This window comes from Dokdonia sp. Asnod1-B02, assembly GCF_045063955.1.
In the GTDB taxonomy this organism is placed as follows: Bacteria; Bacteroidota; Bacteroidia; order Flavobacteriales; family Flavobacteriaceae; genus Dokdonia.
Genome location: NZ_JBEFNW010000002.1, coordinates 238461 through 262529 on the forward strand (window position 1 = coordinate 238461; position 24069 = coordinate 262529).

Annotated in this window: 21 protein-coding genes and 1 tRNA gene; 16 read left to right on the top strand and 6 right to left on the bottom strand. The window is 39.2% G+C overall.

The features are described 5' to 3' along the window. Positions 1-117 precede the first annotated feature (117 nt). Positions 118-198: transfer RNA gene (locus tag ACJJVU_RS01065), tRNA-Leu, on the top strand. A gap of 34 nt (positions 199-232) precedes the next feature. Here ACJJVU_RS01065 and ACJJVU_RS01070 read toward each other — a convergent pair. Then, a complete protein-coding gene (locus ACJJVU_RS01070) occupies positions 233-619 on the bottom strand; it encodes a DUF2721 domain-containing protein (RefSeq protein WP_405221327.1) in 387 nt (128 codons plus the stop codon). Between the two features lie 214 nt (positions 620-833). Between ACJJVU_RS01070 and ACJJVU_RS01075 the strand changes: the two genes are divergently transcribed. The 5 genes from ACJJVU_RS01075 (at position 834) to ACJJVU_RS01095 (ending at position 6868) form a co-directional block, all read left to right on the top strand. Then, positions 834-1145: a hypothetical protein gene (locus ACJJVU_RS01075; RefSeq protein ID WP_405221330.1), complete on the top strand. Its 312-nt coding sequence runs from the start codon at positions 834-836 to the stop codon at positions 1143-1145. 125 nt (positions 1146-1270) lie between these two features. Next, the gene (locus ACJJVU_RS01080; RefSeq protein ID WP_405221333.1) at positions 1271-2299 is read left to right on the top strand and encodes a ligase-associated DNA damage response exonuclease; all 1029 of its coding nucleotides are present in this window, start codon (positions 1271-1273) and stop codon (positions 2297-2299) included. After that, positions 2296-3939, top strand: coding sequence for an ATP-dependent DNA ligase (locus tag ACJJVU_RS01085; RefSeq protein ID WP_405221336.1), 1644 nt, complete (start codon positions 2296-2298; stop codon positions 3937-3939). Before ACJJVU_RS01080 ends, ACJJVU_RS01085 begins: the two co-directional genes overlap by 4 nt. A gap of 87 nt (positions 3940-4026) precedes the next feature. Next, the gene (locus ACJJVU_RS01090) at positions 4027-4335 is read left to right on the top strand and encodes a GIY-YIG nuclease family protein (protein ID WP_405227410.1); all 309 of its coding nucleotides are present in this window, start codon (positions 4027-4029) and stop codon (positions 4333-4335) included. A 61-nt stretch (positions 4336-4396) separates the two neighbouring features. Then, a complete protein-coding gene (locus ACJJVU_RS01095) occupies positions 4397-6868 on the top strand; it encodes a ligase-associated DNA damage response DEXH box helicase (protein ID WP_405221339.1) in 2472 nt (823 codons plus the stop codon). 20 nt (positions 6869-6888) lie between these two features. Here ACJJVU_RS01095 and ACJJVU_RS01100 read toward each other — a convergent pair whose 3' ends face one another. After that, positions 6889-7791 (bottom strand): histone deacetylase, encoded by a 903-nt coding sequence (locus ACJJVU_RS01100; protein WP_405221342.1) that lies wholly within the window; start codon positions 7789-7791, stop codon positions 6889-6891. A gap of 405 nt (positions 7792-8196) precedes the next feature. Here ACJJVU_RS01100 and ACJJVU_RS01105 point away from each other — a divergent pair, with 405 nt between their 5' ends. Beyond that, the gene (locus ACJJVU_RS01105; RefSeq protein WP_405221345.1) at positions 8197-8571 is read left to right on the top strand and encodes a GIY-YIG nuclease family protein; all 375 of its coding nucleotides are present in this window, start codon (positions 8197-8199) and stop codon (positions 8569-8571) included. Between the two features lie 337 nt (positions 8572-8908). Here ACJJVU_RS01105 and ACJJVU_RS01110 read toward each other — a convergent pair whose 3' ends face one another. Both ACJJVU_RS01110 and metG read right to left on the bottom strand, forming a co-directional pair. Continuing rightward, the gene (locus tag ACJJVU_RS01110; protein ID WP_405221348.1) at positions 8909-11032 is read right to left on the bottom strand and encodes a Tex family protein; all 2124 of its coding nucleotides are present in this window, start codon (positions 11030-11032) and stop codon (positions 8909-8911) included. A gap of 4 nt (positions 11033-11036) precedes the next feature. Continuing rightward, positions 11037-13124, bottom strand: a complete 2088-nt coding sequence (metG, locus tag ACJJVU_RS01115) for a methionine--tRNA ligase (RefSeq protein ID WP_405221351.1) — start codon at positions 13122-13124, stop codon at positions 11037-11039. Positions 13125-13465: 341 nt separating this feature from the next. On the opposite strand from metG, the gene ACJJVU_RS01120 reads away from it, so the two are divergent. From ACJJVU_RS01120 to ACJJVU_RS01130, 3 genes are read left to right on the top strand one after another with little or no spacing between them, the layout of a single operon-like run. Beyond that, positions 13466-14368: an LD-carboxypeptidase gene (locus tag ACJJVU_RS01120; RefSeq protein ID WP_405221354.1), complete on the top strand. Its 903-nt coding sequence runs from the start codon at positions 13466-13468 to the stop codon at positions 14366-14368. Beyond that, positions 14358-15281: a carbon-nitrogen hydrolase family protein gene (locus tag ACJJVU_RS01125; protein WP_405221357.1), complete on the top strand. Its 924-nt coding sequence runs from the start codon at positions 14358-14360 to the stop codon at positions 15279-15281. Before ACJJVU_RS01120 ends, ACJJVU_RS01125 begins: the two co-directional genes overlap by 11 nt. Next, positions 15278-15637 (top strand): YraN family protein, encoded by a 360-nt coding sequence (locus tag ACJJVU_RS01130; RefSeq protein WP_405221359.1) that lies wholly within the window; start codon positions 15278-15280, stop codon positions 15635-15637. The genes ACJJVU_RS01125 and ACJJVU_RS01130 overlap by 4 nt, the downstream gene beginning before the upstream one ends. A 14-nt stretch (positions 15638-15651) precedes the next feature. Here the strand turns inward: ACJJVU_RS01130 and ACJJVU_RS01135 are convergent, their stop codons facing one another. Both ACJJVU_RS01135 and ACJJVU_RS01140 read right to left on the bottom strand, forming a co-directional pair. Next, the gene (locus tag ACJJVU_RS01135) at positions 15652-16476 is read right to left on the bottom strand and encodes a helix-turn-helix domain-containing protein (RefSeq protein WP_405221362.1); all 825 of its coding nucleotides are present in this window, start codon (positions 16474-16476) and stop codon (positions 15652-15654) included. Between the two features lie 174 nt (positions 16477-16650). Beyond that, entirely contained in the window at positions 16651-17574 is a 924-nt protein-coding gene (locus ACJJVU_RS01140) for a LysR family transcriptional regulator (protein WP_405221365.1), read from the bottom strand. An 86-nt stretch (positions 17575-17660) separates the two neighbouring features. On the opposite strand from ACJJVU_RS01140, the gene ACJJVU_RS01145 reads away from it, so the two are divergent. From ACJJVU_RS01145 to ACJJVU_RS01170, 6 genes are all read left to right on the top strand, one after another. Next, positions 17661-17909 (top strand): hypothetical protein, encoded by a 249-nt coding sequence (locus ACJJVU_RS01145; protein WP_405221371.1) that lies wholly within the window; start codon positions 17661-17663, stop codon positions 17907-17909. A 28-nt stretch (positions 17910-17937) separates the two neighbouring features. Next, a complete protein-coding gene (locus tag ACJJVU_RS01150) occupies positions 17938-18246 on the top strand; it encodes a hypothetical protein (protein WP_339845816.1) in 309 nt (102 codons plus the stop codon). A gap of 30 nt (positions 18247-18276) precedes the next feature. Then, a complete protein-coding gene (locus tag ACJJVU_RS01155) occupies positions 18277-19239 on the top strand; it encodes a sodium-dependent bicarbonate transport family permease (protein ID WP_405221375.1) in 963 nt (320 codons plus the stop codon). Between the two features lie 140 nt (positions 19240-19379). Beyond that, positions 19380-20264 carry a YitT family protein gene (locus ACJJVU_RS01160; RefSeq protein WP_405221378.1) on the top strand — a complete coding sequence of 295 codons (885 nt, stop codon included), beginning with the start codon at positions 19380-19382 and terminating at the stop codon, positions 20262-20264. 201 nt (positions 20265-20465) lie between these two features. Then, on the top strand, positions 20466-21257 hold the full coding sequence (locus ACJJVU_RS01165) for a GLPGLI family protein (RefSeq protein WP_405221381.1): 792 nt from the start codon (positions 20466-20468) through the stop codon (positions 21255-21257). Next, positions 21245-23902 carry a carboxypeptidase-like regulatory domain-containing protein gene (locus ACJJVU_RS01170; RefSeq protein WP_405221384.1) on the top strand — a complete coding sequence of 886 codons (2658 nt, stop codon included), beginning with the start codon at positions 21245-21247 and terminating at the stop codon, positions 23900-23902. Before ACJJVU_RS01165 ends, ACJJVU_RS01170 begins: the two co-directional genes overlap by 13 nt. Positions 23903-24069 lie beyond the last annotated feature (167 nt).

A 24069-nucleotide genomic window follows, 5' to 3' on the forward strand; every position in this document is an offset into this window, starting at 1 on the left:
ATTCTTTTCCCTCTAAGGAGGTGCAAAAATAGGAATTAAAAATGAGTAGAGCAGTACAATAAATGATGTTTTATACGCTGTATTTTAATTAATTCTTTAATTTTGCACTTCCAAAAAGCCTAGGTGGCGGAATTGGTAGACGCGCTCGACTCAAACTCGAGTTTCTTTGAAGTGTGGGTTCGATTCCCATCCTAGGTACAAAAGCCTCAATCTGTAACGATTGAGGCTTTTTTTATTCCATATCTCGTAGCTGTATAGAAAGCGCCTTTGTAGAAAGTTGTACTTCTATTAATGAAAGCACAAGCGACAGAATTAATGCAAATAGACTAATCCCAAAGACAATCTTTGCATAAAAAGCCTCTTCTATATAAATTAAGAACATCGTAATTACCGCGAGTAGAAAGCTCACAATCGCTACTGCTTGCATGTTTTTTATTATTGTAAGGCGTTTTCTTAACTTTTTAACCTGTAGTCCTACTCCTTCTGAGTGCGTTTCTTGATAAGAAGCATGTAAACTACGTATCAAACCTGCAATTGCAAGATAACGGGCATTATAAGCTAGCATCGTAAGTGATATTGCCGGAAATAGCAATGCGGGAATACTTAAGGATAGGTTCATCTTTTTTCTTTTTCTCAAAGCTACATCATCACTCTTACATTTATAATAATGAAGTTATAAATCCTCCACAGTATCATGTTGTTAATTTTTCATACCCTTAACATTCTCTCACAAACAATGGTTAATTAAAAATCGATAGGCTAAGACTAGCGCTATATTTATACTCAGTAAGCAACTATATCAGCTTACCGAAGCTAACTAAACCATCGATATTATGAAGACCATACTTATATTATTCAGCACTGTTTTATTAGGAATGAGCCCTTTTAAGACAACAGAGAATTCTAAAGAAGCATTTACAGAGCATCTCACATTTGACGCTTACGAGGGAGGATATTTCTTCTTTACTGATGGCGACAATGAGCCTAGAATTTTAGAAATTGATGCTACTACAAGTATTAATGGTAAGCTACTTACAAAGAATGATAATGTAGGTCTAGAATATTTAGTTCACTATAAAACCGTAGACAAATCTAAAGACAGCTCAAGTGATGGAATCATACTCCATTTAGAAGTAATCGAATAATAATTGATCTTAAAATTCATAAAAGCCTCTTGCAATAAAGAGGCTTTTTTATGCCCTAAAGTTTTCCTAAAACCCTAATGTAAAGGTATGTCGACCCGTATCTTTAAGATGAAAAAGAAAAAAACTTGAAAAAACCACTTCTAGAATTTACAGATAAGGGCATCTACTGCCCGCCCGCAAAGGTCTATCTAGACCCGTGGAAACCTGTAGATAAAGCCCTCATCACGCACGGCCACGCAGACCATAGCCGGTGGGGACATAAACAGTACATCACACACGAGAGCAATGTGCCTATCATTTCTCATAGATTGGGAGATATCAATGTTTCTGGGGTACGCTTTCGCGAAAGCGTAAACATCAACAATGTAAAATTCACCTTTCACCCAGCTGGTCACATTCCTGGATCTAGTCAGATACGTGTAGAACACAAGGGCGAAGTGTGGGTGTTTACAGGTGATTATAAGACTGAAATTGATGGCGTTTCTGAGCCCTACGAACCCGTAAAATGTGACACTTTCATCACCGAATGTACCTTCGGACTCCCAGCCTTCAAGTGGACTCCACAAGCCGAAGTAATGCACGACATAAACACCTGGTGGGCACAAAATAAAGCCGAAGGGAAATGCTCTGTACTTTTTGCCTACAGCTTAGGTAAAGCGCAACGGCTGCTCAAACATCTTGACCCGAGCATCGGCAAGATACTTACACACGGCGCTATAGAAAAAATGACAGAGATCCTGCGCCCTATGATTGATATGCCTGCTACAGAACTCATTACTAGAGATACTAAAAAAGAAGATTTTAAAGGAAGTATTGTCCTTGCACCACCAGCAACTCACGGCAGTACGTGGATACGCAAGATGGTACCGTATGTAACTGCAAGCGCAAGCGGCTGGATGGCTTTTAGAGGAGCGCGAAGACGCAGAGCTATTGACAAAGGATTTGTAATGAGCGATCATTGCGATTGGCCTAGCTTACTAGAAAGTATAGAAGCTACAGGTGCAGAAAAAATCATTTGTACTCACGGATACACAGATATATTTTCCAAATACCTACGCAGTATAGGGTATGATGCGCGCACAGAAGAAACGCAATATGAAGGCGAACTAGCAGAAGGAGATGCAAAAAAAGAGGAGGAGGAAACTAGCGTATGAAATTATTTGCAGCACTCATAAAGACACTCGATTCCACAAATAAGACTAACGAGAAGGTCAAGGCACTTGCGCATTACTTCAGAGAAGCGCCAGATGAAGATAAGGTGTGGACGATTGCCATCTTATCGCACCGTCGCCCTCCACGACCTGTAAACACAACCTTACTTAGGGAATGGGCGAGCGAACTATCTAACATTCCATTATGGCTTTTTGAAGAAAGTTATCACATCGTGGGTGACCTAGCAGAAACGATTGCACTTGTGGTTCCAGCGGCAACAGCATCTTCAGAGAAGTCGCTTACTCAGTTTCTGGAAGAGATGATTTCGCTTAAGCGAAAAACGGATGAAGAGAAAAAGGAATACCTCTTTGATAACTGGGCAAATCTCAACTATTATGAACGTTTTGTATTTACAAAGCTTATTACCGGAGGATTTAGAATAGGCGTGAGTCAAAAGTTAATGACACGTGCATTATCACAAGCAACAGATATAGAAGAAGACGTGCTTGCTTATAAATTAATGGGCGACTGGAAACCGCAGACGGTCACCTTTCACGACTTGGTTATCGAAGAAGATGCAAGTCAAGAGTTTTCTAGACCGTATCCATTTTATCTTGCCTATGCAGTTGAGGACGAACCTTCTGTTCTAGGGAATGTATCAGACTTTCTGGCCGAACATAAATGGGACGGTATACGCTCACAAACCATCTTTCGTAATGGGGAGATTTTTATCTGGAGTCGCGGTGAAGAGCTAGTGACAGATAAGTACCCAGAACTAGAGATTCTCAAAGAACACATACCAGACGGAACGGTCATAGATGGTGAGTTACTGCCTTTTTATGATGGGCAGATTGGCACATTTAACGACTTACAAGCGCGTATAGGACGTAAGACGGTGAGCAAGAAAATGCTCAAAGAAGTGCCTGTGATTATCAAGGCTTATGACATTTTAGAATGGGAAGGAAAAGACTTGCGTGAGATCGCTTTCGCGAAAAGGAGAACAATACTCGAATCGTTATATCGCAATATCACAGATAAAGTTCTGCCTATAGGCATTTCTGAAACAATGGAGTTTGATAGTTGGGAAGCAATGGCACAAGAAAGAGACCGTAGTAGAGAGATGCGCTCTGAAGGATTAATGATTAAGCGCAAAGACAGCCCCTATCGCGTAGGTAGAAAAAAAGGCGACTGGTGGAAATGGAAAGTAGATCCGCTCACCATTGATGCTGTGCTCACCTATGCAATGCGTGGTCACGGTAGACGAAGTAATTTATTTACAGATTACACCTTTGGGTTATGGAATGAAGATAAAACCGAGCTCGTTACTTTTGCAAAAGCTTACTCAGGACTAACAGATGCCGAGTTTAGAAAAGTAGATAACTGGATTAAAAAAAACACGTTAGAACGTTTTGGCCCAGTGAGATCTGTAACTCCGCATCACGTGTTTGAAATTGCCTTTGAAGGTATAGCGTTATCCAAAAGACACAAAAGTGGTATAGCCACGCGCTTCCCAAGAATGCTGCGCTGGCGACACGACAAGAAGATAGAAGATGCAAATACACTAGAGGATTTGAAAGGGATGATTCCGAGCAACGAGGCCGAAGGGCAAGTTGTGAAGGAATCTCTTCCGTCCACAAAATAATTGTGCTAGAAAGCAACATATAAATCTCCGCATAAGAGTAAGAACATTTGCAATATCAACTTCATTAAGATACCATATTACACTTATATACTAACTAATAAGAATAAAACTGTTCTTTATGTAGGAGCGACTCGCAATCTTAAAATACGAATGGCTCAACATAAGACTAAATATTACCCCAAGTCTTTTAGCGCGCAATACAATTGCTACAACTTGATGTACTACGAATTATTTGAAATGCATAATGAAGCTCTCGCAAGAGAAAAGCAGTTGAAATCTGGAAATAGAAAACGGAAAATTTCATTAATCGAAAGTAAAAATCCTGATTGGTTAGATTTGGCAAGTTCCTACGCTTCGCTTGGGAATGATGATTATTTAATAAAAGAAATATGGTAATAGGTGTATTTGGTTTGGTGGTTATTGAATCGCAACAGATTACTTCGCTACACTCGTAATTATGAATAATAAGCAACTACTAGATATCGCAAATAACTGGTTCCAGTCGCAAGACTGGAAACCTTTTCCGTTTCAAAAACAAACGTGGAAGGCGTTTCTTGCGGGTAAAAATGGATTGCTTAATGCGCCTACGGGGAGTGGTAAGACGTATGCACTTTGGTTTCCGGTGGTTCTTAATTACATCAAACGAAACCCTGATTACAAGACCAAACATAAAAAAGGATTAAAGGCCATTTGGATCACTCCGCTGCGCTCGCTTTCTAATGAGATTGAGCTTTCGGCTTCTCGTATTACACAAGATCTCGGCACACAGATGACGGTAGGAATACGCAATGGCGATACTTCTCAGTCTGAACGTGCCAAGCAAAAACGTTCTATGCCAGACTTGCTCATCACCACGCCCGAGAGCTTGATGCTTTTGATTGCTTCCAAAGGGTATGAGAAAGTTTTTAAAGACTGCTCTGCCGTAATAGTTGATGAATGGCACGAACTTCTAGGGACTAAGCGCGGTGTACAGATGGAACTCGCCTTGAGCCGATTGAAAACTGTCGCTTCAGATATGCGTATTTGGGGAATTTCGGCTACTATTGGCAATCTAGAGCAAGCTCGAGAAGTATTGCTGGGTTATGAAAGTGACGCTTTTCGCGAAAGCGTAATTATCAAAGCAAACATCAACAAAAAAATTACTGTCAAGTCTATAATTCCAGACGAGATGGAAACCTTTCCTTGGCGTGGTCATTTGGGATTGCATTTGCTGGAATACGTAGTACCCATTATCAACAACAGCAAGACGACCTTACTGTTTACGAACACACGCAGCCAGTGTGAAATCTGGTTTCAGCGTATTCTTGCGGCACATCCTGAGTATGCTGGAGAGATTGCAATGCACCACGGGAGTATCAATAAAGAGACGCGTACCTGGGTTGAGGGCGCTATTCGGAATGGCTCTCTCAAGGCGGTAGTTTGTACTTCTAGCCTTGATCTCGGAGTAGACTTTGCGCCTGTTGAAACCATCATCCAAATAGGCGGCCCGAAAGGTGTCGCTCGCTTTTTACAACGTGCTGGGCGATCTGGTCACAGCCCTGGCAAGGAGAGTGTGATTTACTTTTTGCCTACACACGCCATAGAGCTAGTAGAAGCCTCTGCGTTGCAGCGCGCCGTTAAGGAAAGCACGGTGGAAGATAGAATTCCGTATCTCAATAGTTTTGACGTACTGATTCAATATCTCGTGACGCTAGCCGTGTCTGACGGATTTTTACCCGAAGATATCTGGCCAGAGATACAGACTACGTTTTGCTTTCAGGCAATGACAAAAGAGCAATGGGAATGGTGCCTTAATTTTATGACGATGGGTGCGCAATCTCTACAAGCTTATGATGAGTATAAGAAGGTGGAGATTCTTGAGGACGGCAGATTTAAAGTGAATTCTCGTATGGTGGCAATGCGCCATCGCCTACAAATAGGCACTATTGTGAGCGATGCAAATCTTGTAGTCAAATATCAAAAAGGTGGTTACATAGGCACTATTGAGGAGTTTTTCATCAGTAAATTAACGCGTGGTGATGTGTTTACTTTTGCTGGTCGCAACCTAGAATTTATCCGTATCAAAAATATGGAGGTGCACGTGCGTAACAGCTCAAAGAAAACTAACAAAGTCCCCTCGTGGATGGGCGGCCGACTTACCTTGAGCAGCCAAATGTCCCAACTACTACGGGAGGAACTTTATACTGGGAATTCGCTTTCGCGAAAGCGGTCTCTAGAGATTAATGCGCTAGAGCATATTTTTAGACAGCAAAAGGTAGAGAGCATCATCCCGAGTGATGAGCAACTGCTCATTGAGACTTTTAAAACACGCGATGGCTACCATCACGTTTTTTACCCTTTTGAAGGTCGTTTTGTGCACGAGGCAATGGGAAGTTTACTTGGGTATCGCCTGAGCCTGCTAGACCCTATCACCTTCTCCCTCGCCTTTAATGACTACGGTTTTGAGCTACTTTCAGACCAACCTATAGACATACAGCAGTTACTAGATAACGACTTATTTACGACGGCATATATGCACGACGACTTGCAAAACAGTCTTAATGCTACGGAGATGGCCAGACGAAAATTTAGAGATATTGCGGTAATCTCTGGGCTTGTTTTTACTGGCTTCCCAAACAAGCAAATCAAACAGAAACACCTACAAAGTAGTAGTCAGCTGTTTTTTGATGTGTTCCGAGATTATGAGGCAGAGAACTTACTGTTTCAACAAGCATTTACAGAGACTTTTGAGCATCAACTAGAAGAAGGTCGATTGCAGCAAGCGCTTGAGCGTATAGAGACGCAAGAAATTGTCTGGATGGATTGCGAGCAACCTACGCCATTATCTTTCCCTATTATTACAGACCGCTTACGCGAAAAATTGAGCAGCGAAAAACTAGCCGATAGAATCAAAAAAATGACTGCGAAGTTGATGCGGAAAAAGAAATAATTGCTTTACGAAAGATTGCACTAAAAGTAAATATCTTGTGCCGTTCTAAAGGTATTTGCGTGCGCGTCAATTATCACTTTTATATCTGGAGAATAGCCGCCGCCCATACTACATTGTACAGGGATTTTTAAATCATAACAGGTTTGTAACACAAACCGATCGCGCTCTTTACAACCTTCTATGCTACATCCCAATTTACCCAATTTGTCACTCGCTAAAATATCGACTCCGCACAGATAGAAGATAAAATCTGGTTGTTGTTCTTTAATGAGATTAGGCAATGTTTTTTTAAGAATAGTGAGGTACTCCACATCACCTGTATCGGTCTCTAGTGCAATATCGAGATCTGAGATTTCTTTTCTAAAAGGATAGTTTGCCTTACCGTGCATAGAAAACGTAAACACCGAATCGTCACCCGTAAAAATCTCTGCCGTTCCATTACCTTGATGAACATCGAGGTCTACAATGAGAATTTTTTTTGCAAGCTCGTTTGCTTGTAAATATCGCACAGCAATTGCTTGATCGTTGAGAAGGCAAAATGCCTCTCCGTGATCTGTATAAGCGTGGTGCGTACCTCCAGCAATATTCATCGCAATACCATTTTCAAGCGCGTAGTGACACCCATCAATGGTTCCTTGAGTGATGATTAATTCACGATCTACAAGTTCTTGTGAGAGCGGAAAACCGGTTTTTCGCTGTACTCTTGGGTCAATAGTAAGTGCTTTAAGACTCTCTACATATTCTGTAGTATGACATCGTAAAATATGCTCGTGAGCTACCTGTGTAGGGACAAAAAAGTTATCTGCATCACACGTACCTTCATATACTAACTGCTTAGGAAGCAAATCATACTTCTCCATAGGGAAGCGATGCCCCTCCGGCAATGGGTGTTTGTAAATGGGATGGAATGCGATTTTGAGCATTAAGTATATTATGGTGAGTATACAAATATACAATCACTCGTCATTTCGAGCTTGTCGAGAAATCGCATAAGAGTGAGCATATAAAAAAAGAAAGTGAGGAGCTACTCGTGTGATCTCTCCTATCGTCGAGATGACAATCCCTCGTCATTTCGAGCTTGCCGAGAGATCTCATAGGAGTGAGAACATAAAAAAAAGAAAGTGAGGAGCTACTCGTGTGATCTCTCCTATTGTCGAGATGACAATCACTCGTCATTTCGAGCTTGCCGAGAAATCGCATAAGAGTGAGTGTTAAAAAAAAATGAGGAGCTACTCGTGTGATCTCTCCTATTGTCGAGATGACAATCACTCGTCATTTCGAGCCTGTCGAGAAATCTCATAGGAGTAAGCGCATAAAAATTTAGTCGTGTGACCTCTCGACCCGCTCGAGGTGACAAGAATGCTTTCTTACAAATACGCTATATTTATGATTTACAATCTATTATGTTTACCAATTACTATATCTACATAACTACAAACCAATACCGAACGACTGTATATATAGGCGTAACAAACAATATTCAAAGAAGGATTAGTCAGCATTATTTTGACTCTCAAAATGAGAAAAAATCATTTGCAGGTAAGTACAATTGTTATGAACTCGTCTATTATGAGGGTTTCCAATATGCAACAGATGCTATTGCTAGAGAGAAACAATTAAAAAGGTGGAGTAGAAAAAAGAAAAACCAGCTTATAGAAACTGTTAATCCTACCTGGGAAAGCTTAAACAGTGAAGTGTTTTAAAGAGTAAATTCTTAGTTTCTCGTGTGATCTCTCCTAACGTCGAGATGACAATCCCTCGTCATTTACAGACTGTCGAGAAATCTCATAGGAGTAAGTGCGTATCTGAGCAACTCGTGCGACCTCTCGACAAAATCGAGGTGACTGCGGCTACAACACAAACAATCAAGTTTTCTGGAAGTTGTGCTCTTGAGCTACTTTCTTGATCTCCCCTTACGTCGAGATGACAATCCCTCGTCATTTCGAGCTTGTCGAGAAATCACATAGGAGTCAGCGCTCAAAAAAACAAAATGACTAGCTACTTGTGAGACCTCTCGACACGCTCGAGGTGACAAAATTTTTACTTCTCCAACTTCAATTGTATCCTCTTTCTTGCGATATCAACTTCCAGTACTTTTACAATCACCTGCTGTTGTAAACTTACGTGTGCGCTTACATCACTCACAAAACCATCTGCAAGGTTTGAGATGTGTATGAGGCAGCTTTCTTTAATACCTATGTCTACAAAGGCTCCAAAAGCGGTTACATTATTTACAATCCCTGGTAGCAATTGACCTGGCTGTACATCTTCTATGGTGCGTATATTTTGATTAAAAGTAAACACCTTTGCTTTTTCTCTAATGTCTAGCCCAGGCTTTTCTAGTTCGCTTATAATATCAGTGAGTGTAGGAAGTCCTACCTCATCGGTTACATATTTTTGAAGGTCTATCGATTTAAGAAGGCTTGTATTTCCTATCATTTCGGCGACAGAGACTTTTTGGTCTTTGGCGATACTTGCAACGAGCTTATACCTTTCTGGATGTACAGACGAGTTATCTAGCGGATTTTCGGCACCTGTGATTCTTAAGAAACCTGCGGCTTGTACAAATGCTTTACCTCCCAGACGTGGTACCTTTTTAATCTCTTGACGTGTTTTAAAGGGTCCTTCGCTTTCGCGAAAGCGTACTACGCCCTCGGCCAGTTTTGGTCCAATACCTGATACATAGCTCAATAGCGGAGCACTTGCAGTATTTATATTGACACCCACGGCATTTACACAGTTTTCTACCGTTTGATCCAATGATTTCTGAAGTGCGGTTTGATCCACATCATGTTGATACTGGCCTACACCAATTGACTTTGCATCTATCTTCACAAGCTCTGCCAGCGGGTCTTGCAACCTACGACCTATAGAAACTGCACCACGAACTGTCACATCATAATTAGGGAACTCATCACGGGCAATCTTACTCGCACTGTAGATGGATGCACCTGCCTCGCTCACCACAAAAACCTCCATCGCATTCTTAAAGTGAATGCGTTTTACGAGTCTTTCGGTCTCGCGGGAAGCCGTACCATTACCTATGGCGATTGCTTCAATTTTATAAGCATCTGTAAGACTAGAAATCTTCTTTATAGCGCCTGTATCATCGTTTTTTGGTGCGTGTGGATAGATAGTTTCATTATGTAACAACTGTCCCTGTGCATCAAGGCACACCAGTTTACAACCCGTTCTAAAACCTGGGTCTAGTGCAAGAATACGTTTCTCTCCTAGAGGCGAACCAAGGAGTAACTGCTTTAAGTTTTTTGCAAAAACTTGAATAGCAGTTTCATCTGCAGTTTTCTTTGCTTCAGATAGCGTTTCATTTGAAAGTGCAGGAAATAGTAGTCGCTTGTAAGCGTCTTTTATAGCAAGCTCAATCTGTGCAGCGCTATCTCCACGAGAGCGTATGAGTTTGCGTTCTATTTTGTCAAGCGCGCGGTCATCGTCAATGACAACTTTCACACGAATGTAACCTTCATTTTCGGCTCTTAAAATAGCGAGGAGCCTATGCGAAGGACAGCGGCTTAATGACTCAGACCAATCAAAATAATCACGGAATTTCTGCGCTTTTTCCTCATCTGCCATTTTTTTTACCACCTTCGTCTCTATGGTGGCAAAACGCTTTAACTGCTCACGGATGTTATCGCGTATATCTATGCGCTCATTAATCCACTCAGCTATAATGTGACGTGCTCCTTCTAGCGCACTTTGTGCATCCGGAACCTCCTTATTAGTATATCGATGCGCTAGCCCTTCTGGATCTTGCGCATTTTGAGACATAATGATTTTGGCAAGTGGTTCTAGTCCGTTTACACGTGCTGTCTCGGCTTTCGTTTTACGCTTTTTCTTGTACGGTAAATACAAGTCTTCTAGCGTAGTAAGATCTTGCGTTTTTTCAATCTTATCTTTGAGTTCGCTGGTAAGAACGTCTTGCTCTTCTAGCGATTTAAGAATTGATTTTTTACTTTTTTCTAGGGCTTCAAACTGCTCTTTAAGCTCGATAATCTTTCCAATCTCTACCTCGTCTAGTCCACCCGTCGCTTCCTTGCGGTAGCGCGCTATAAATGGAAGTGTGCAGTCTTCGTTGAGGAGATCTAGTGTGTTTTTTACACCTTTTTCTGATAAGCCTGAGCTTTTGATTACGTATTGTAAAACCTCCACACGCTTAACTTATCATATTCCCATTACTCACCCCATCCGTATCAGGGTTTACAAACACCAACTTACCAGAGGCATCCTCCGTCATTAAGATCATTCCTTCACTCTCTACACCGCGTAGTGCTCTAGGAGCTAGGTTTACAAGTACCGTTACTTGTTTCCCTATTACTTCTTCTGGAGTAAAGCTCTCTGCGATACCAGAAACGATAGTACGCACATCTATACCTGTATCTACTTTTAAGATGAGGAGTTTCTTCGTTTTCTTCATCTTTTCTGCTTCAATGATGGTACCTACTCGCATATCGAGTTTTGTAAAATCGTCAAAGTTTATAAGTTCTTTTTGTGGCTCTACTACCGCATTTTCGGCAGCGGCTTCTGCTTCATTTGCAGCTTTACTTGCTTCTAGTTTATCTAGTTGAATCTGAATTTGGCTGTCTTCTATTTTTGAGAAGAGCAATTGAGATTCATTAATTGTATGTCCAGCTGATAGTAACACTTCTTTAGATGATATATCACTCCATTGCAATGCGTTCTGAGCCTCACTCGCAGGTAGACTAAGAATGTTTTTAAGCTTTACACTTGTATGTGGTAATAATGGTTCGCTTAACACAGCAAGTGCTGTTGCAATCTGCAATGCAACATACATCACTGTTTTAGTGCGTTCTTCGTCTGTTTTAATAGTCTTCCACGGCTCTTCGTCTGCTAGGTATTTGTTTCCTAGACGAGCGAGGTTCATGAATTCTGTTTGGCTTTCGCGAAAGCGGTATTTTTCAATACTACTACCTATCACCGCTGGATATGCTTTTATAGCATCTAGCACTTCTTTATCTAGCTCATTAAAAGCTCCAGGCGTAGGCACAACACCTCCATAATACTTATGTGTAAGCACCGTCACGCGGTTAATTAAATTACCAAAAATCGCCACGAGTTCGCTATTATTTCTAGTTTGAAAATCCTTCCAAGTAAAATCATTATCCTTAGATTCTGGTGCATTTGCGGTAAGTACATAACGCAACACATCTTGCTGATCTGGAAATTCTTCCAGATACTCATGTAACCATACTGCCCAGTTTTTTGACGTAGAAAGCTTGCGGCCTTCTAGGTTTAAAAACTCGTTTGCAGGTACGTTATCTGGCAAGATATACTCACCATGTCCCTTTAACATTGCAGGAAAAATCAAACAGTGAAAAACGATATTATCCTTCCCAATGAAGTGAAGTAATTTTGTGTTTTCATCTTTCCAATAAGGTTCCCAATCCTTTCCTTCACGTGCTGCCCACTCCTTTGTAGAAGAAATATAGCCAATAGGCGCATCAAACCAAACGTACAATACCTTGCCCTCTGCTCCTTCTACTGGCACAGGGATTCCCCAGTCCAGATCACGAGTTACGGCACGAGGACGTAGTCCATCATCTATCCATGATTTACACTGCCCGTATACATTAGTTTTCCAGTCTTTTTTATGTCCTTTTATGATCCACTCCTTAAAGAAGTCATTGTATTGATCTAGTGGTAAAAACCAGTGTTTTGTTTCCTTAAGTGTAGGTACAGCTCCCGTAATCGCACTCTTAGGATTAATTAAATCTGTTGCGTTGTGCGACGTACCACAACTCTCACACTGATCTCCATAAGCTTCTTCAAAGCCACACTTAGGGCAAGTTCCCGTCACAAAACGGTCTGCAAGAAACTGGTTTGCCTCTGCATCATACAACTGCTCGTTAGTTTCTTCTATAAACTTACCTTGATCGTACATGTTTTTAAAAAACTCAGACGCTGTGTCATGGTGAATTTTTGCAGAGGTACGTGAGTAGTTGTCAAAAGTGATCCCAAAATCTTCAAAAGATTTTTTGATAATCGCATTGTATTTATCTACTACATCTTGCGGAGTTACCCCTTCCTTTTTTGCCTTAATTGTAATAGGCACTCCATGCTCATCACTACCACATATAAAAGCAACATCTGCTCCCTGCATACGCTGGTAACGCGCATAAATATCTGCCGGAACATACACTCCTGCAAGGTGGCCTATGTGTATAGGTCCGTTAGTATACGGCAGTGCCGCTGTAATTGTATATCGTTGTGGATTCTGAGACATATTGTGTTCTTTAAGAAGCGACAAAAATAAAGAAAAACAAGCAAGGAGTATCTATAAAGTAATCTAGCTTTAACTCGGTATTGTTATGCTAGGAGCGCTGCAGTAGTTGTAATAAGCAGCTGCCTCTTCCCGCTATTCATTACAATTCCTCACCTTGCTATCGCTAGGTTGCGGGATTTTCATTGCTATCGGGGCTATGGAGCATGGTTTAGGAGTTATAAGCACCTCTCAAATCACCTAGTTTTAAAATAATAAGTAATTAACCTTTTCACCAAATTACCAGTTGGTTTAAAATCCAAACTGCCGTTAAGTTAGTATATTGAGGTGTGAAAAATACACTAATGATTACACCTCCTTATCTTGTACAAGGCGACAAAGTCGCAATCGTTGCTACGGCTCGTAAAATTTCTAAAGAAGAACTCAAAGACGGCATTGCTTTGCTTAAAAGCTGGGGCTTAGTTCCCGTGTTAGGCAACACCATTGGACTAGAAGATAATCAGTATGCTGGGACAGATTTTCAGAGAGCACAAGACTTTCAGCAAATGCTGGATAATACGGAGATTAAAGCTATCTGGTGTGCTCGTGGCGGCTACGGGACGGTGCGCATAGTAGATGATCTAGATTTTTACAAGTTTGTCAAATATCCTAAATGGATAGTTGGCTACTCTGACGTGACTGTTTTACATAGCCACATTCACAAAATCGGGTTCAAAACGATACATGCGACCATGCCTGTATCTCTTGATGACAATACCGCTTTCGCGAAAGCGTCATTAAAACAATCCCTTTTTGGCGAGCAACCTAACTTTGATTACAACACCACAAATAAGCTTAACAGACTAGGCACTGCAAAAGGGACGCTCGTAGGCGGAAACCTGTCTATTCTTTACAGCCTTTGCGGAAGCAACTCTGATCTTGATACGACTGATAAAATATTATTTATAGAAGACCTCGATGAGTACCTCTATCATATAGATAGAATGATTGTCAACCTAAAACGCAACGGGATGCTGGATCACTGTGTCGGCATGGTGGTGGGCGGCATGACTAAGATGCACGATAACAGAATCCCTTTCGGTAAAACGGCACAAGAGATTGTGCTAGATGCTGTAAAAGAATGTGACTTTCCGGTAGCTTTTGATTTTCCTGCGGGACATGTAGATAATAATAACGCATTGAAGTTGGGGAGCGAAATAACCTTAGAGGTAACTAAAACAAACGCAACAATTTCTTATGAAAATTAAAGTCACCTTAATACAAGATAGCCCTGTTTTCTTTGATAAAGAAGCGACCCTTCAAAAAGTAGAAACCCTCACAAAAAAACACGCCGCACAAGGAAGTGAGCTCATCGTTTTTCCAGAATCCTTTGTTCCTGGATATCCACGTGGATTCATGTTTGGCACTAAGGTAGGAAGCCGCACAGAGGAAGGAAGAGCGACATTTGCCACCTATTACGAAAATAGTTTTGACGCAGAAAGTGAGGACTTAACCAGAATAGAAACGCTGGCAAAAGAAAATAACATCTACATTGTTCTTGGTGTTACGGAGCGCAAAGCCATCAACGGGACGTTATATTGCAGTATGCTTTATGTCTCTCCTAAAGTAGGTTTACTAGGTATACACCGTAAAATAAAACCTACTGGTTTTGAACGCATCATATGGGGAGAAGCCGGAGGAGAAGGTCTCGTTACTTTTCATACAGATATAGGGAAGCTAGGCGGTCTTATCTGTTGGGAAAACTACATGCCAGAAGCTAGAATGGCTATGTACAATAAAGGGGTCGAAATTTACATTGCGCCCACAGCAGATGCTAGAGATAGCTGGACTTCTACCATGCAACATATTGCGCTAGAAGGAAGATGTTTTGTACTAGGATGTAATCAGTTTTTTACAAAATCTATGTATTCTAAGGAACATCAATTACTGGCCGTAGACGAACCTGAAATGATGTCTCGAGGAGGTAGTGTGATTGTGAGTCCTAGCGGTAAGATTATAGCAGGACCTTTGTTTGATAAAGCTGGTTCCTTAACTGCAGAGATTGATTTACAAGAAATCACTCGTAGTAAATTAGATTTTGATGTGATAGGTCACTATGCCCGCCCTGATATTTTTAAATTTAATGTGGTTGACCAACCTCAAATGAAAAAGGAAGAATGACCCCAAAAGAACTAGGCGAATACGGAGAAGAACTAGCAACCCTGCATTTAATAAAGCAGGGTTACACCATTCTTGAACGCAATTGGTTTTTTGGCAAATTAGAGGTTGATATTATCTGCCAGAAGGAAGAAGGCGTCCTCGTTGTAGTAGAAGTAAAAGCCCGTAACTCAGATTATTTTGGCGATCCGCAGAGTTTTGTAAGTCCTGGAAAACAGAAAACAATCGTTAAAGTAGCAAATGAGTATGTACTAGAAAATGATTTAGATGTAGAAGTACGTTTTGATATTATCGCAGTACTCAAAAACTCAAAGCAAGAACGCCTTGAGCATTTTGAGGATGCGTTTTACTTTTTTTAAAATGATAGTTCTTATTAACCTACTTGCTTTTTTATTGTCTCATACACTTTTAGTATAAGTGCGACATTTATAGCTTGTGCCAGTATACTTGCCGGTCCTGCTACAATAGCAAGAAATATTGTCAGCATCATAAAACCGAGTACCATTTGTATAATACCAGATGTTTGTGGCAACTGCCCTAGGCCTTTAAGCTTAAACAAGCTATACCCAAAAAAAATTGACATCACACCAAAAAACACTACGTACATAATACCGTAAGCCTTCATAGGCATGACAACATAATTCATGTCAATAAGGGCATATCCTGCAAGAATTGCATTTATGATAATAAATAGCGTGGCAATTATTTTTAAAAAAGTATTCTTAAATAAGTTTCCAATAAGTATGAAAGTGCGCATAAATACTGAAAAGAAAACAATAGAAAGTAACCCAAGTATAATAGTAAAAACTTTCCCGAAATAATAAGTTTGTTGAGTGACTAGATAAATGTCGTCAATAGATTCAAAAACAAAAACGATCATACTTAAGATTCCTGCAATCCATCCAATATGTAATTGTGTGAATAGAAATGACACATCTTTTGTCTGATCTATCTCAAAAAGCATCACCTCTTTGACCTTGGTCTCAAAGACCGTATCTTCTCGTAAATCATCTAGATCTCTATCTAGTGCAGAGAGGATTGTTTTAATCGTGTAAATACGTGGCATTGATTCTCCAGCTTCTATGCGTTGTATTGTGCGCACAGAGATATTACACTGTTCCACAAGTTCTTCTTGTGTTAATCCTTTCTGCTTGCGCAGTTCTAAAATCTTTTGTCCTAATTCTGGTTGTTTCATCATAAATGTTTTGCCTTGCAATGATGCGCATCAAATGTACAAGAAGTTCTACACTACAATAGTATGGCTCGTTTATGATTTGTTTCATTTTTTGAGCAGTATTTAACCCGACATTTGCATGTCACTTCAGTAAATACAACGTTTTGCACGTTTTACGCTTTCGCGAAAGCGTACCCTTTAATACGTATCTAACCATCCAAAATGCTTCTCATTAAGCGCTGTTTTATGCTCCTCGAGGTAACTCACAAAGGCTTGTGCGGTGGGAGAAAGCTGCTTGCTTTTTTGCCAGATGAGATTCCAGTGTGTGGTAATAGGCAATCCTTTGCTCGGGATGATTTGAGCATCACCGCTCGTAAGTGCATTTTTAAGCCCTACTAACGGGAGTATAGAAATACCTATTCCAGAAATGACAGCTTGCTTTACCGCTTCATTTGAGGTGAGTTCTATTTTTTTACGGGTGGGAAGTTGTCTGTCTGCAATATAATTTTCCATAGCTGCCCGTGTTGCAGATCCTTTTTCTCTATACACCACAGGTAATTTATCAAAGTCTTTTTTTGATATGGCCTTACCAGAATAAGTATGCTGCCTGCCTCCTACTAAGAATAATTTATTGGGCATGAGCGCGACAGTTTCTATAGCGATATGATCTGGAACTACAGATACCAGTGCAAAATCTGTTTCATTTTTCTCAAGATGGCGCACCACGCGAGTCTTATTTGTCACATCCATTTCTAAATCTACACCAGGATGCATATTCATAAAATCTGCGATGTAATAGGGCATTAAATATTTACCCGTGGAGACGATGGATATCTTTAATTTACCCGACAGCTGACCCTGATAAGCCATCGTTTTGTAATTAATTGCATCCACTTCGGCTATTATTTTACGTGCTGCAGCTGCAATTTCTTCGCCAAAATCTGTTACAAATAATTGTCTCCCCACGACCTCCGTAAGCGGAATAGGAAACTGATTTTGAAAATTTTTAATCTGTATCGAGACCGCTGGCTGCGTGAGATGTAGCTCCTCTGCAGCTTTTGTGATGCTCTTAAATTCTGTGACCTTCAAGAAAACTTGAAGCTGGTGCAATGTATAATGCATAAAAATAATTTATGTAATTCATTATAAATATAAATAAAAATATATGAACTCCAGCCCACATCTTTGCACCATCAAAAAATAGAGATATGTTACACAAACTTAAAATGACCACACTCAACGCTCGTGATTATTCTCAGAAAGAAGGCACTTCACAACCTGAAATACAATGGGCTTCCCTTTTTAAAACTATTCAAAAGGTAGTGCTTATAGCGATTCCCATCATGGCCGTAGCGCTATCTGTCCTTAGTGATTTTCTCTTTTTTAAAGAAATAGCATCTGCTTCGTTTTTAATCTTACTCATCTCGTTTATCAATATTGCTGGCGGAAAGTCATAATTCATTCACATTTTAAATACATACTATCATGAACACACAAACAACAGACGTACTCACAATGACAGATCAAAAAATCAACCTTATAGATGGAGTATTTACAGCAACCGAAGCTGGAGATATTTTACACGCAATGCTTGACAAGAAAATAAACTTTCACAAATTACAACGCTTAAGCCGCACAGAAGGCAACATAGGCGATGCATGTGAGTATGATAGCGGCCGCATCATCGAACTTATAGATGAGAAAGGAAAATTAAAAGACTTTTTAAGCGCCATACGAGCAGAAGGTTGCAAACTAGAAATAAAAAGCACCGTTCAAATAAATCTAAAAAAGTAATCACCTCGCGACAATATCTAACCCATATTTATGGACTTACACCTACTAGTTGATAACTTGACTAATCCAGCACTCTTGTTTTTCTTTTTAGGATTACTAGCGGTACAACTCAAAAGTGACTTAGCCATACCGCCTAGTTCTTCAAAATTTATATCGCTATACCTACTATTATCCATAGGATTTAAAGGAGGTCAAGAGCTAGCTCACTCAGAGCTTAATATGGAGATTGTCTGGTCCTTAATTTTTGGAATCGTTCTAGCTCTTGTGGTTCCATTATATGCGTTTTTTACGCTCAAAAAGCGCGTCGGAGTTCAAAATGCTGCAGCTATCGCCGCTGCTTACGGCTCCGTTAGCGCAGTGACTTTTGTAACTACTGTAGCATATCTCGATATGGAGCAGATATCCTACAGTGGTTATATGGTCGCAGTTATGGCAATCATGGAGGCACCATCCATTATTATAGGTGTATTATTAATGATGGTCTTTACCGCAAACCGTGACAAGACAGTATCTATGGGTAGTATCATAAAGCACTCGGTGACGAATGGTAGTGTTCTTCTAATTATAGGAAGTCTTATCATAGGTTTTATGGCAAGTGACGCACAAGCACAAGGTATTGCACCTTTTACCACAGATATTTTTAAGGGATTTCTCGCCGTCTTTTTACTAGATATGGGAATCTCAAGTGGTAAAAAAATAGGAAGTCTCAAGGAGTATGGTGCTTTTCCCTATGTATTTGCAATCGCTGTTCCTATTGTAAATGGTATTATCGTGAGTTTACTAAGTGGGTTTATAACAGAGTCTGTAGGCAACAGGTTGTTGTTTGCCATTCTCGCCGCTAGTGCCTCCTATATTGCAGTCCCTGCAGCTATGAAACTCGCTGCGCCTAAAGCAAACGAAGGCCTATACTTACCTATGGCACTCGCCATTACATTCCCCTTTAACATCACCCTAGGGATGCCGCTTTATCTCTGTATTATAAACTGGAGTTAATGATGTTTTGAGGTTGCGCTTTCGCGAAAGCGTACCTAAAACCAAAGCCATAGAGAATGAACGCTCCTAATGATTGTTCAATGCCGTTTTAAGTCTTAAAAAATGAAATAATGGCTACCTTAACGCAAAACCACCAAGGTATGACAGCTATATTAAAATCACTTTCTGAGTATGTACAAATAGCAATAGGTATCGCCCTTGCGAGTATAGGCCTCAAAGCCTTTTTACTGCCTAATGGTTTTCTGGATGGTGGAGCGACGGGTATCGCGATTTTATTAAGTAAAAAATTAGATCTAGACATCTCCTTACTGCTCTTTATTGTGAGTATTCCGTTTCTTGTGTTGGGTTTTTATAAGCTTTCGCGAAATATTCTATTAAAAAGCACGGTGTCCATCTTAATACTAGCAGTGCTTATCGGGGTTGAGTCCTTCCCAGTAATAACAGAAGACAAGCTGCTTATTGCAATTTTTGGCGGTATGTTTCTAGGAGCTGGTATCGGTATTAGTATACGCAACGGTGCGGTACTCGACGGATCTGAAATTCTAGGAATTTATGTCTTTGATCTTTTTGGTATAAGCATAGGTAAGACCATTTTGGCTTTCAATATTATTCTATTTATTATCACCGCATTAGTACTTAGTGTAGAGGTAGCGCTATATTCCATACTTACCTATATCGTTACGGCAAAGTTTATCGATTTTTTTATAGAGGGATTTGAAGACTTTATAGGTATTACTATCATATCACCGTCATCTGAAGAAATAGAACAAAAGATTCTTAATGAGCTTGGCACTGGTATTACCGTCTACAAAGCCGCGGCAGGTTATGGAAGTACGGGTCATAATAATGAACGCCGCGTGATACAAACCGTGATAAACCGCATACACCTGCGCAAAATACACAAACTCATAGACTCCTGCGATCCCGATGCTTTTATCGTAGAGTTTGATGTAAATAATGTGAAGGGAGGAGTTTTGAAAAGATATTTGAATCCTAAAAGTTCAAAAAAGCTGGCTAGTCTTTAGGGTTTCTCCAAATCTCAACATTGTTTTACACCTCAAACACAGAATTTTACAATATTAAAAGCATGTTAATTCGCTATTGATTGTGGATTTCCTTTTTTCTACTTCTGTTTTATGTGCTATTTTGCTGACTAACATACAAAATCACGCTTTTAAAGCTATATTTTGCAGAGATGAGCTCAATAATCCACTAAATAAAGTCAGATGTTTTTAAAAAAAGTAATTGTTCTATTATCTGTTTTTATATCTAGTACTTTATTAGCTCAAAACGAACTACATATATTTGAATATGAAGCTCAGTATAACTTAGGTAAGTCCTTAGTAAAGAAAGGGTCCCTTTTTAAACATAATAACCAAGTACGTTATCAAACTAGTGCTCCTATCTTTCTAGAAAACCTCCCCAAACTTAATCTAGATACAGCAGATGGAGTCCCAGAAATAAATATAAAGTTTGGTCACTCTAATGAGAATACAATCATAAATCTAGAAGAAAAAGTACTTCTTAATGTAAACTCCATAGGCAATGATGTGTATGTAACTGAAGAAGTTATAAAACCAAACACTTGGATACCTACGGGAATTTCTAAAAAAATAGCAAATAGAAATTGCACCGAATTTGCAACCACTTTTAGAGGAAGAGATTACAAAGCCTATGTTGACCTCTCAGTACCTGTCAACTACGGCCCTTGGAAGTTACAAGGACTACCTGGTCTAATTGTATATGCCGAGGCAGATGATGGAATTCTCAAATGGCAATTAGTTACTATTACTAAGAAAAAGGTAACAGAACTCGCATCCTTTATACAAGAGCAAGATGCATTTATAACTTCTCATGAGGTCATCTCTTTAAAAGAATTTGTTTCGCTAGATGATGAGTGGAGAGCAAATGGCTCTCCAGTGATTGCGTCTCGATTACCTAGAGAGTACAGACGCTCTGGTTCAAGAAGAGCAAGAAAAAGAGGTGGTAAGGAAATAGCTTATGAATGGGAAGAATAAACACTTTATTACTTCTATTATTCATCCTTTGCACATCTATTACTTCTTTACGAGGACAAACGTCTTTGAGAGGTAAGGTTATTGACACTTCTGGACTAGCCATAAGTCAGGTTAATTTGCTTTTATTTCAAAATGATAAAATCATTAGTTATACAAGTAGTGACCTTAAGGGTAGCTTTACTCTTACAATTCCTAGCGCTGGCAAGTATATTTTAAAAGCAACTAGCTTAGGCTATAGCGCTTATCAAAAAGAGTTAAATATCACCGCTACAGAGACACTTCCTATTGAAATTCCTTTAATTCCAGAAACTACAAGTCTAGATGAAGTTGTGCTTAATGTAGAAAAGAATATAGAAGTACGTAATGACACCCTCATTTTCAAAGCGGATGCCTTTAAAAGGAAAAGCCAAATAGTTCTTGAAGATTTATTAAAAAATATACCTGGGATACAGATAGGAGATAGTGGTAATATCACTTTTCAAGGAAAAGCGATATCAAAGATAAAGATTGATAATGATGACCTCTTTGGTCAGGGTTATAAAATTTTATCAAAAAACTTAAACTCAGAGGTAGTTGATAAAATAGAAATTCTACAAAACTACAACGATAGCAAAATTTTGAAACAAGTTCAGAAAAACGACGAAGTAGCTATTAACCTCACACTTAAAGATGATAGAAAAAGTAGCCTGTTTGGTAATGTAGATGCTGGAGCAACCTTTAATGGTCGCTATAAAATCAAGTCAAATACAATCTCATTACTAAACAAGAATAAGGCATATCTTTTTCAAGATTTTAATAATATAGGAGATGAAATAGCAGACAATATTGACGGAATCTTATCGCCTTCTTCAAACAACCGTCTGTATAATTTTGGCACAAATGCAAATGCTACATTTTTTATTGATGTGGATAGAGTTAGACCCACCTTTGACGATCGTATCTCAAATAGAAATAACGCTCAATTTTTATCTCTAGCAGACATCTACACCTTTTCAAAAGACCTTAAACTTACCGTAAACGGAGTTCTTACTTATGATAAAAAACGCTATAATCAAGAAGAGTTTACCACATTTTTGGTGGAAAACCCATTTACACTAGAAGAAAGCTATGACATCCAACAAAAAGACAATCTAGCAGCTGGTAAGATAGCGCTAGACTATAACCGTAATAATGATGAAATACATTTTGATGCATTATACTATACAGGTAACCAGCGAATAAATAACAATTTAATTCAAAATGAAATAGACATACGTGAACACCTTAAAAACAATGCCTCGGTGTTTCAATTACAAGGAAACTATACCCGAAGTATAAATAGTAATAAAGCTATTGTACTCACCAGCAAATATAAAAAAGACAGTAAGCCTCAAGGATATAATATAAGCCCTAATATATATGAAGATTTTGTCACAGATAATGAAACGGTCTTAGGGATTGGTGCTCGAAGCAAAGAAGTTTCTGAATTTACTGGTGCTCAAGCTGCTTTTGTGACTAATTCTGAGAAGTCAAACTACGAATTTGTCTTAGGACTGGACAGCCAAAATCAACACTTAACAAGTGATATAAATAGCGTTAACACTGCAGGTGAAGAGCGAGCATCAGATGCTATTTTTAATAACAATTTTACGCTAGAAAATCAACAAACTTATGCAGGCCTAAGAGCAAGCTATGATCTAGATAAAGTAGATATTCAATTCTCCTTAGATGCTTCTCTCAAAAAAACAACTCAAAAAGATAATGCAAATTCAACCTCACAGCATTTCTTTCAGATAAATCCTTTTTTGAAAATAGATCTTACTCCTATCAAAAATCACAAATTTGAAACAGTACTCGCAATTAATCAGAACACAGCGGGCTTAGGGAATTTATATACGGGTTATATCCTGAGAAATTATCGAGCTTTCATTCAAGGAAATGCAAAAAATGACATTATAAACACTTTTCAATCAAGTTTGAAATATACATACGGGAATTGGACTGACAGATTTACTGCATCTGCCATTGCAGATTATAGTAGCACTAAAAATTTCTACTCGGTAGACGCTTTACTCTCTCCTCAATTTAATACCGTGACTGCGGTATCTGGACAGAAATCTGAACAATTCAAAGCAGAGGTTCACACTGATTACTTCTTAAAGTTTATGAAAACTAACCTCAAACTTAACGGGCAGTTTTTGACAAATAATTATAACGACATTATCAATAATCAAGAAAGAAATGTCATTTCCAATCAGTTGGGGTATGGATTCTCTTTAAGGTCAGATTTTAATAGTATTTTTAATTACAATCTTGGTGTAAACTGGATTAAAACTGCATTTGACATAGGTACATTTAATAATAGCGTGACTAATAACAAAATGTTTTTAGACATCGATTTAAATATAAATGACAAGTTTAACATGTACTTCAAGAATGAAAAGTACTTCTTTGGGAACCTACCTATTGATTCTAACTTTTACTTTAGTAGTATAGAGGCAGATTATGATGTCATTCCAAAAACTATAAGAGCTCACGGGAGAATTCATAACTTATTTGATAGTGACTCATTCAATATTTCATCACTCACCGGAGTATCCACTTTCACATCTCAAACCCAACTTATAGGGCGATATGTAATGCTAGGTCTTGATTATAGGTTTTGATATATTTCATAATGGATTCTCAACATTTCTAAGTAAACCTCTTTTATTTGTCATAACCTTTCCATCATCTAATATAGAGATACGCGGGTTTACAATTCCCAGTTATGTCTCAAGGCATGACAGACTATAATTATTAATCAAAAATGAATTTCACTTAATTCATTTAC

Coding starts and splice junctions, on each gene's coding strand:
- ACJJVU_RS01095 (WP_405221339.1), top strand. CDS start 4,397: ATGAATAATAAGCAACTACTAGATATCGCAAATAACTGGTTCCAGTCG.
- ACJJVU_RS01165 (WP_405221381.1), top strand. CDS start 20,466: ATGTTTTTAAAAAAAGTAATTGTTCTATTATCTGTTTTTATATCTAGT.
- ACJJVU_RS01125 (WP_405221357.1), top strand. CDS start 14,358: ATGAAAATTAAAGTCACCTTAATACAAGATAGCCCTGTTTTCTTTGAT.
- ACJJVU_RS01070 (WP_405221327.1), bottom strand. CDS start 619: ATGAACCTATCCTTAAGTATTCCCGCATTGCTATTTCCGGCAATATCA.
- ACJJVU_RS01135 (WP_405221362.1), bottom strand. CDS start 16,476: ATGATGAAACAACCAGAATTAGGACAAAAGATTTTAGAACTGCGCAAG.
- metG (WP_405221351.1), bottom strand. CDS start 13,124: ATGTCTCAGAATCCACAACGATATACAATTACAGCGGCACTGCCGTAT.
- ACJJVU_RS01150 (WP_339845816.1), top strand. CDS start 17,938: ATGAACACACAAACAACAGACGTACTCACAATGACAGATCAAAAAATC.
- ACJJVU_RS01100 (WP_405221342.1), bottom strand. CDS start 7,791: ATGCTCAAAATCGCATTCCATCCCATTTACAAACACCCATTGCCGGAG.
- ACJJVU_RS01145 (WP_405221371.1), top strand. CDS start 17,661: ATGTTACACAAACTTAAAATGACCACACTCAACGCTCGTGATTATTCT.
- ACJJVU_RS01085 (WP_405221336.1), top strand. CDS start 2,296: ATGAAATTATTTGCAGCACTCATAAAGACACTCGATTCCACAAATAAG.
- ACJJVU_RS01075 (WP_405221330.1), top strand. CDS start 834: ATGAAGACCATACTTATATTATTCAGCACTGTTTTATTAGGAATGAGC.
- ACJJVU_RS01160 (WP_405221378.1), top strand. CDS start 19,380: ATGACAGCTATATTAAAATCACTTTCTGAGTATGTACAAATAGCAATA.
- ACJJVU_RS01120 (WP_405221354.1), top strand. CDS start 13,466: ATGATTACACCTCCTTATCTTGTACAAGGCGACAAAGTCGCAATCGTT.
- ACJJVU_RS01140 (WP_405221365.1), bottom strand. CDS start 17,574: ATGCATTATACATTGCACCAGCTTCAAGTTTTCTTGAAGGTCACAGAA.
- ACJJVU_RS01170 (WP_405221384.1), top strand. CDS start 21,245: ATGGGAAGAATAAACACTTTATTACTTCTATTATTCATCCTTTGCACA.
- ACJJVU_RS01130 (WP_405221359.1), top strand. CDS start 15,278: ATGACCCCAAAAGAACTAGGCGAATACGGAGAAGAACTAGCAACCCTG.
- ACJJVU_RS01155 (WP_405221375.1), top strand. CDS start 18,277: ATGGACTTACACCTACTAGTTGATAACTTGACTAATCCAGCACTCTTG.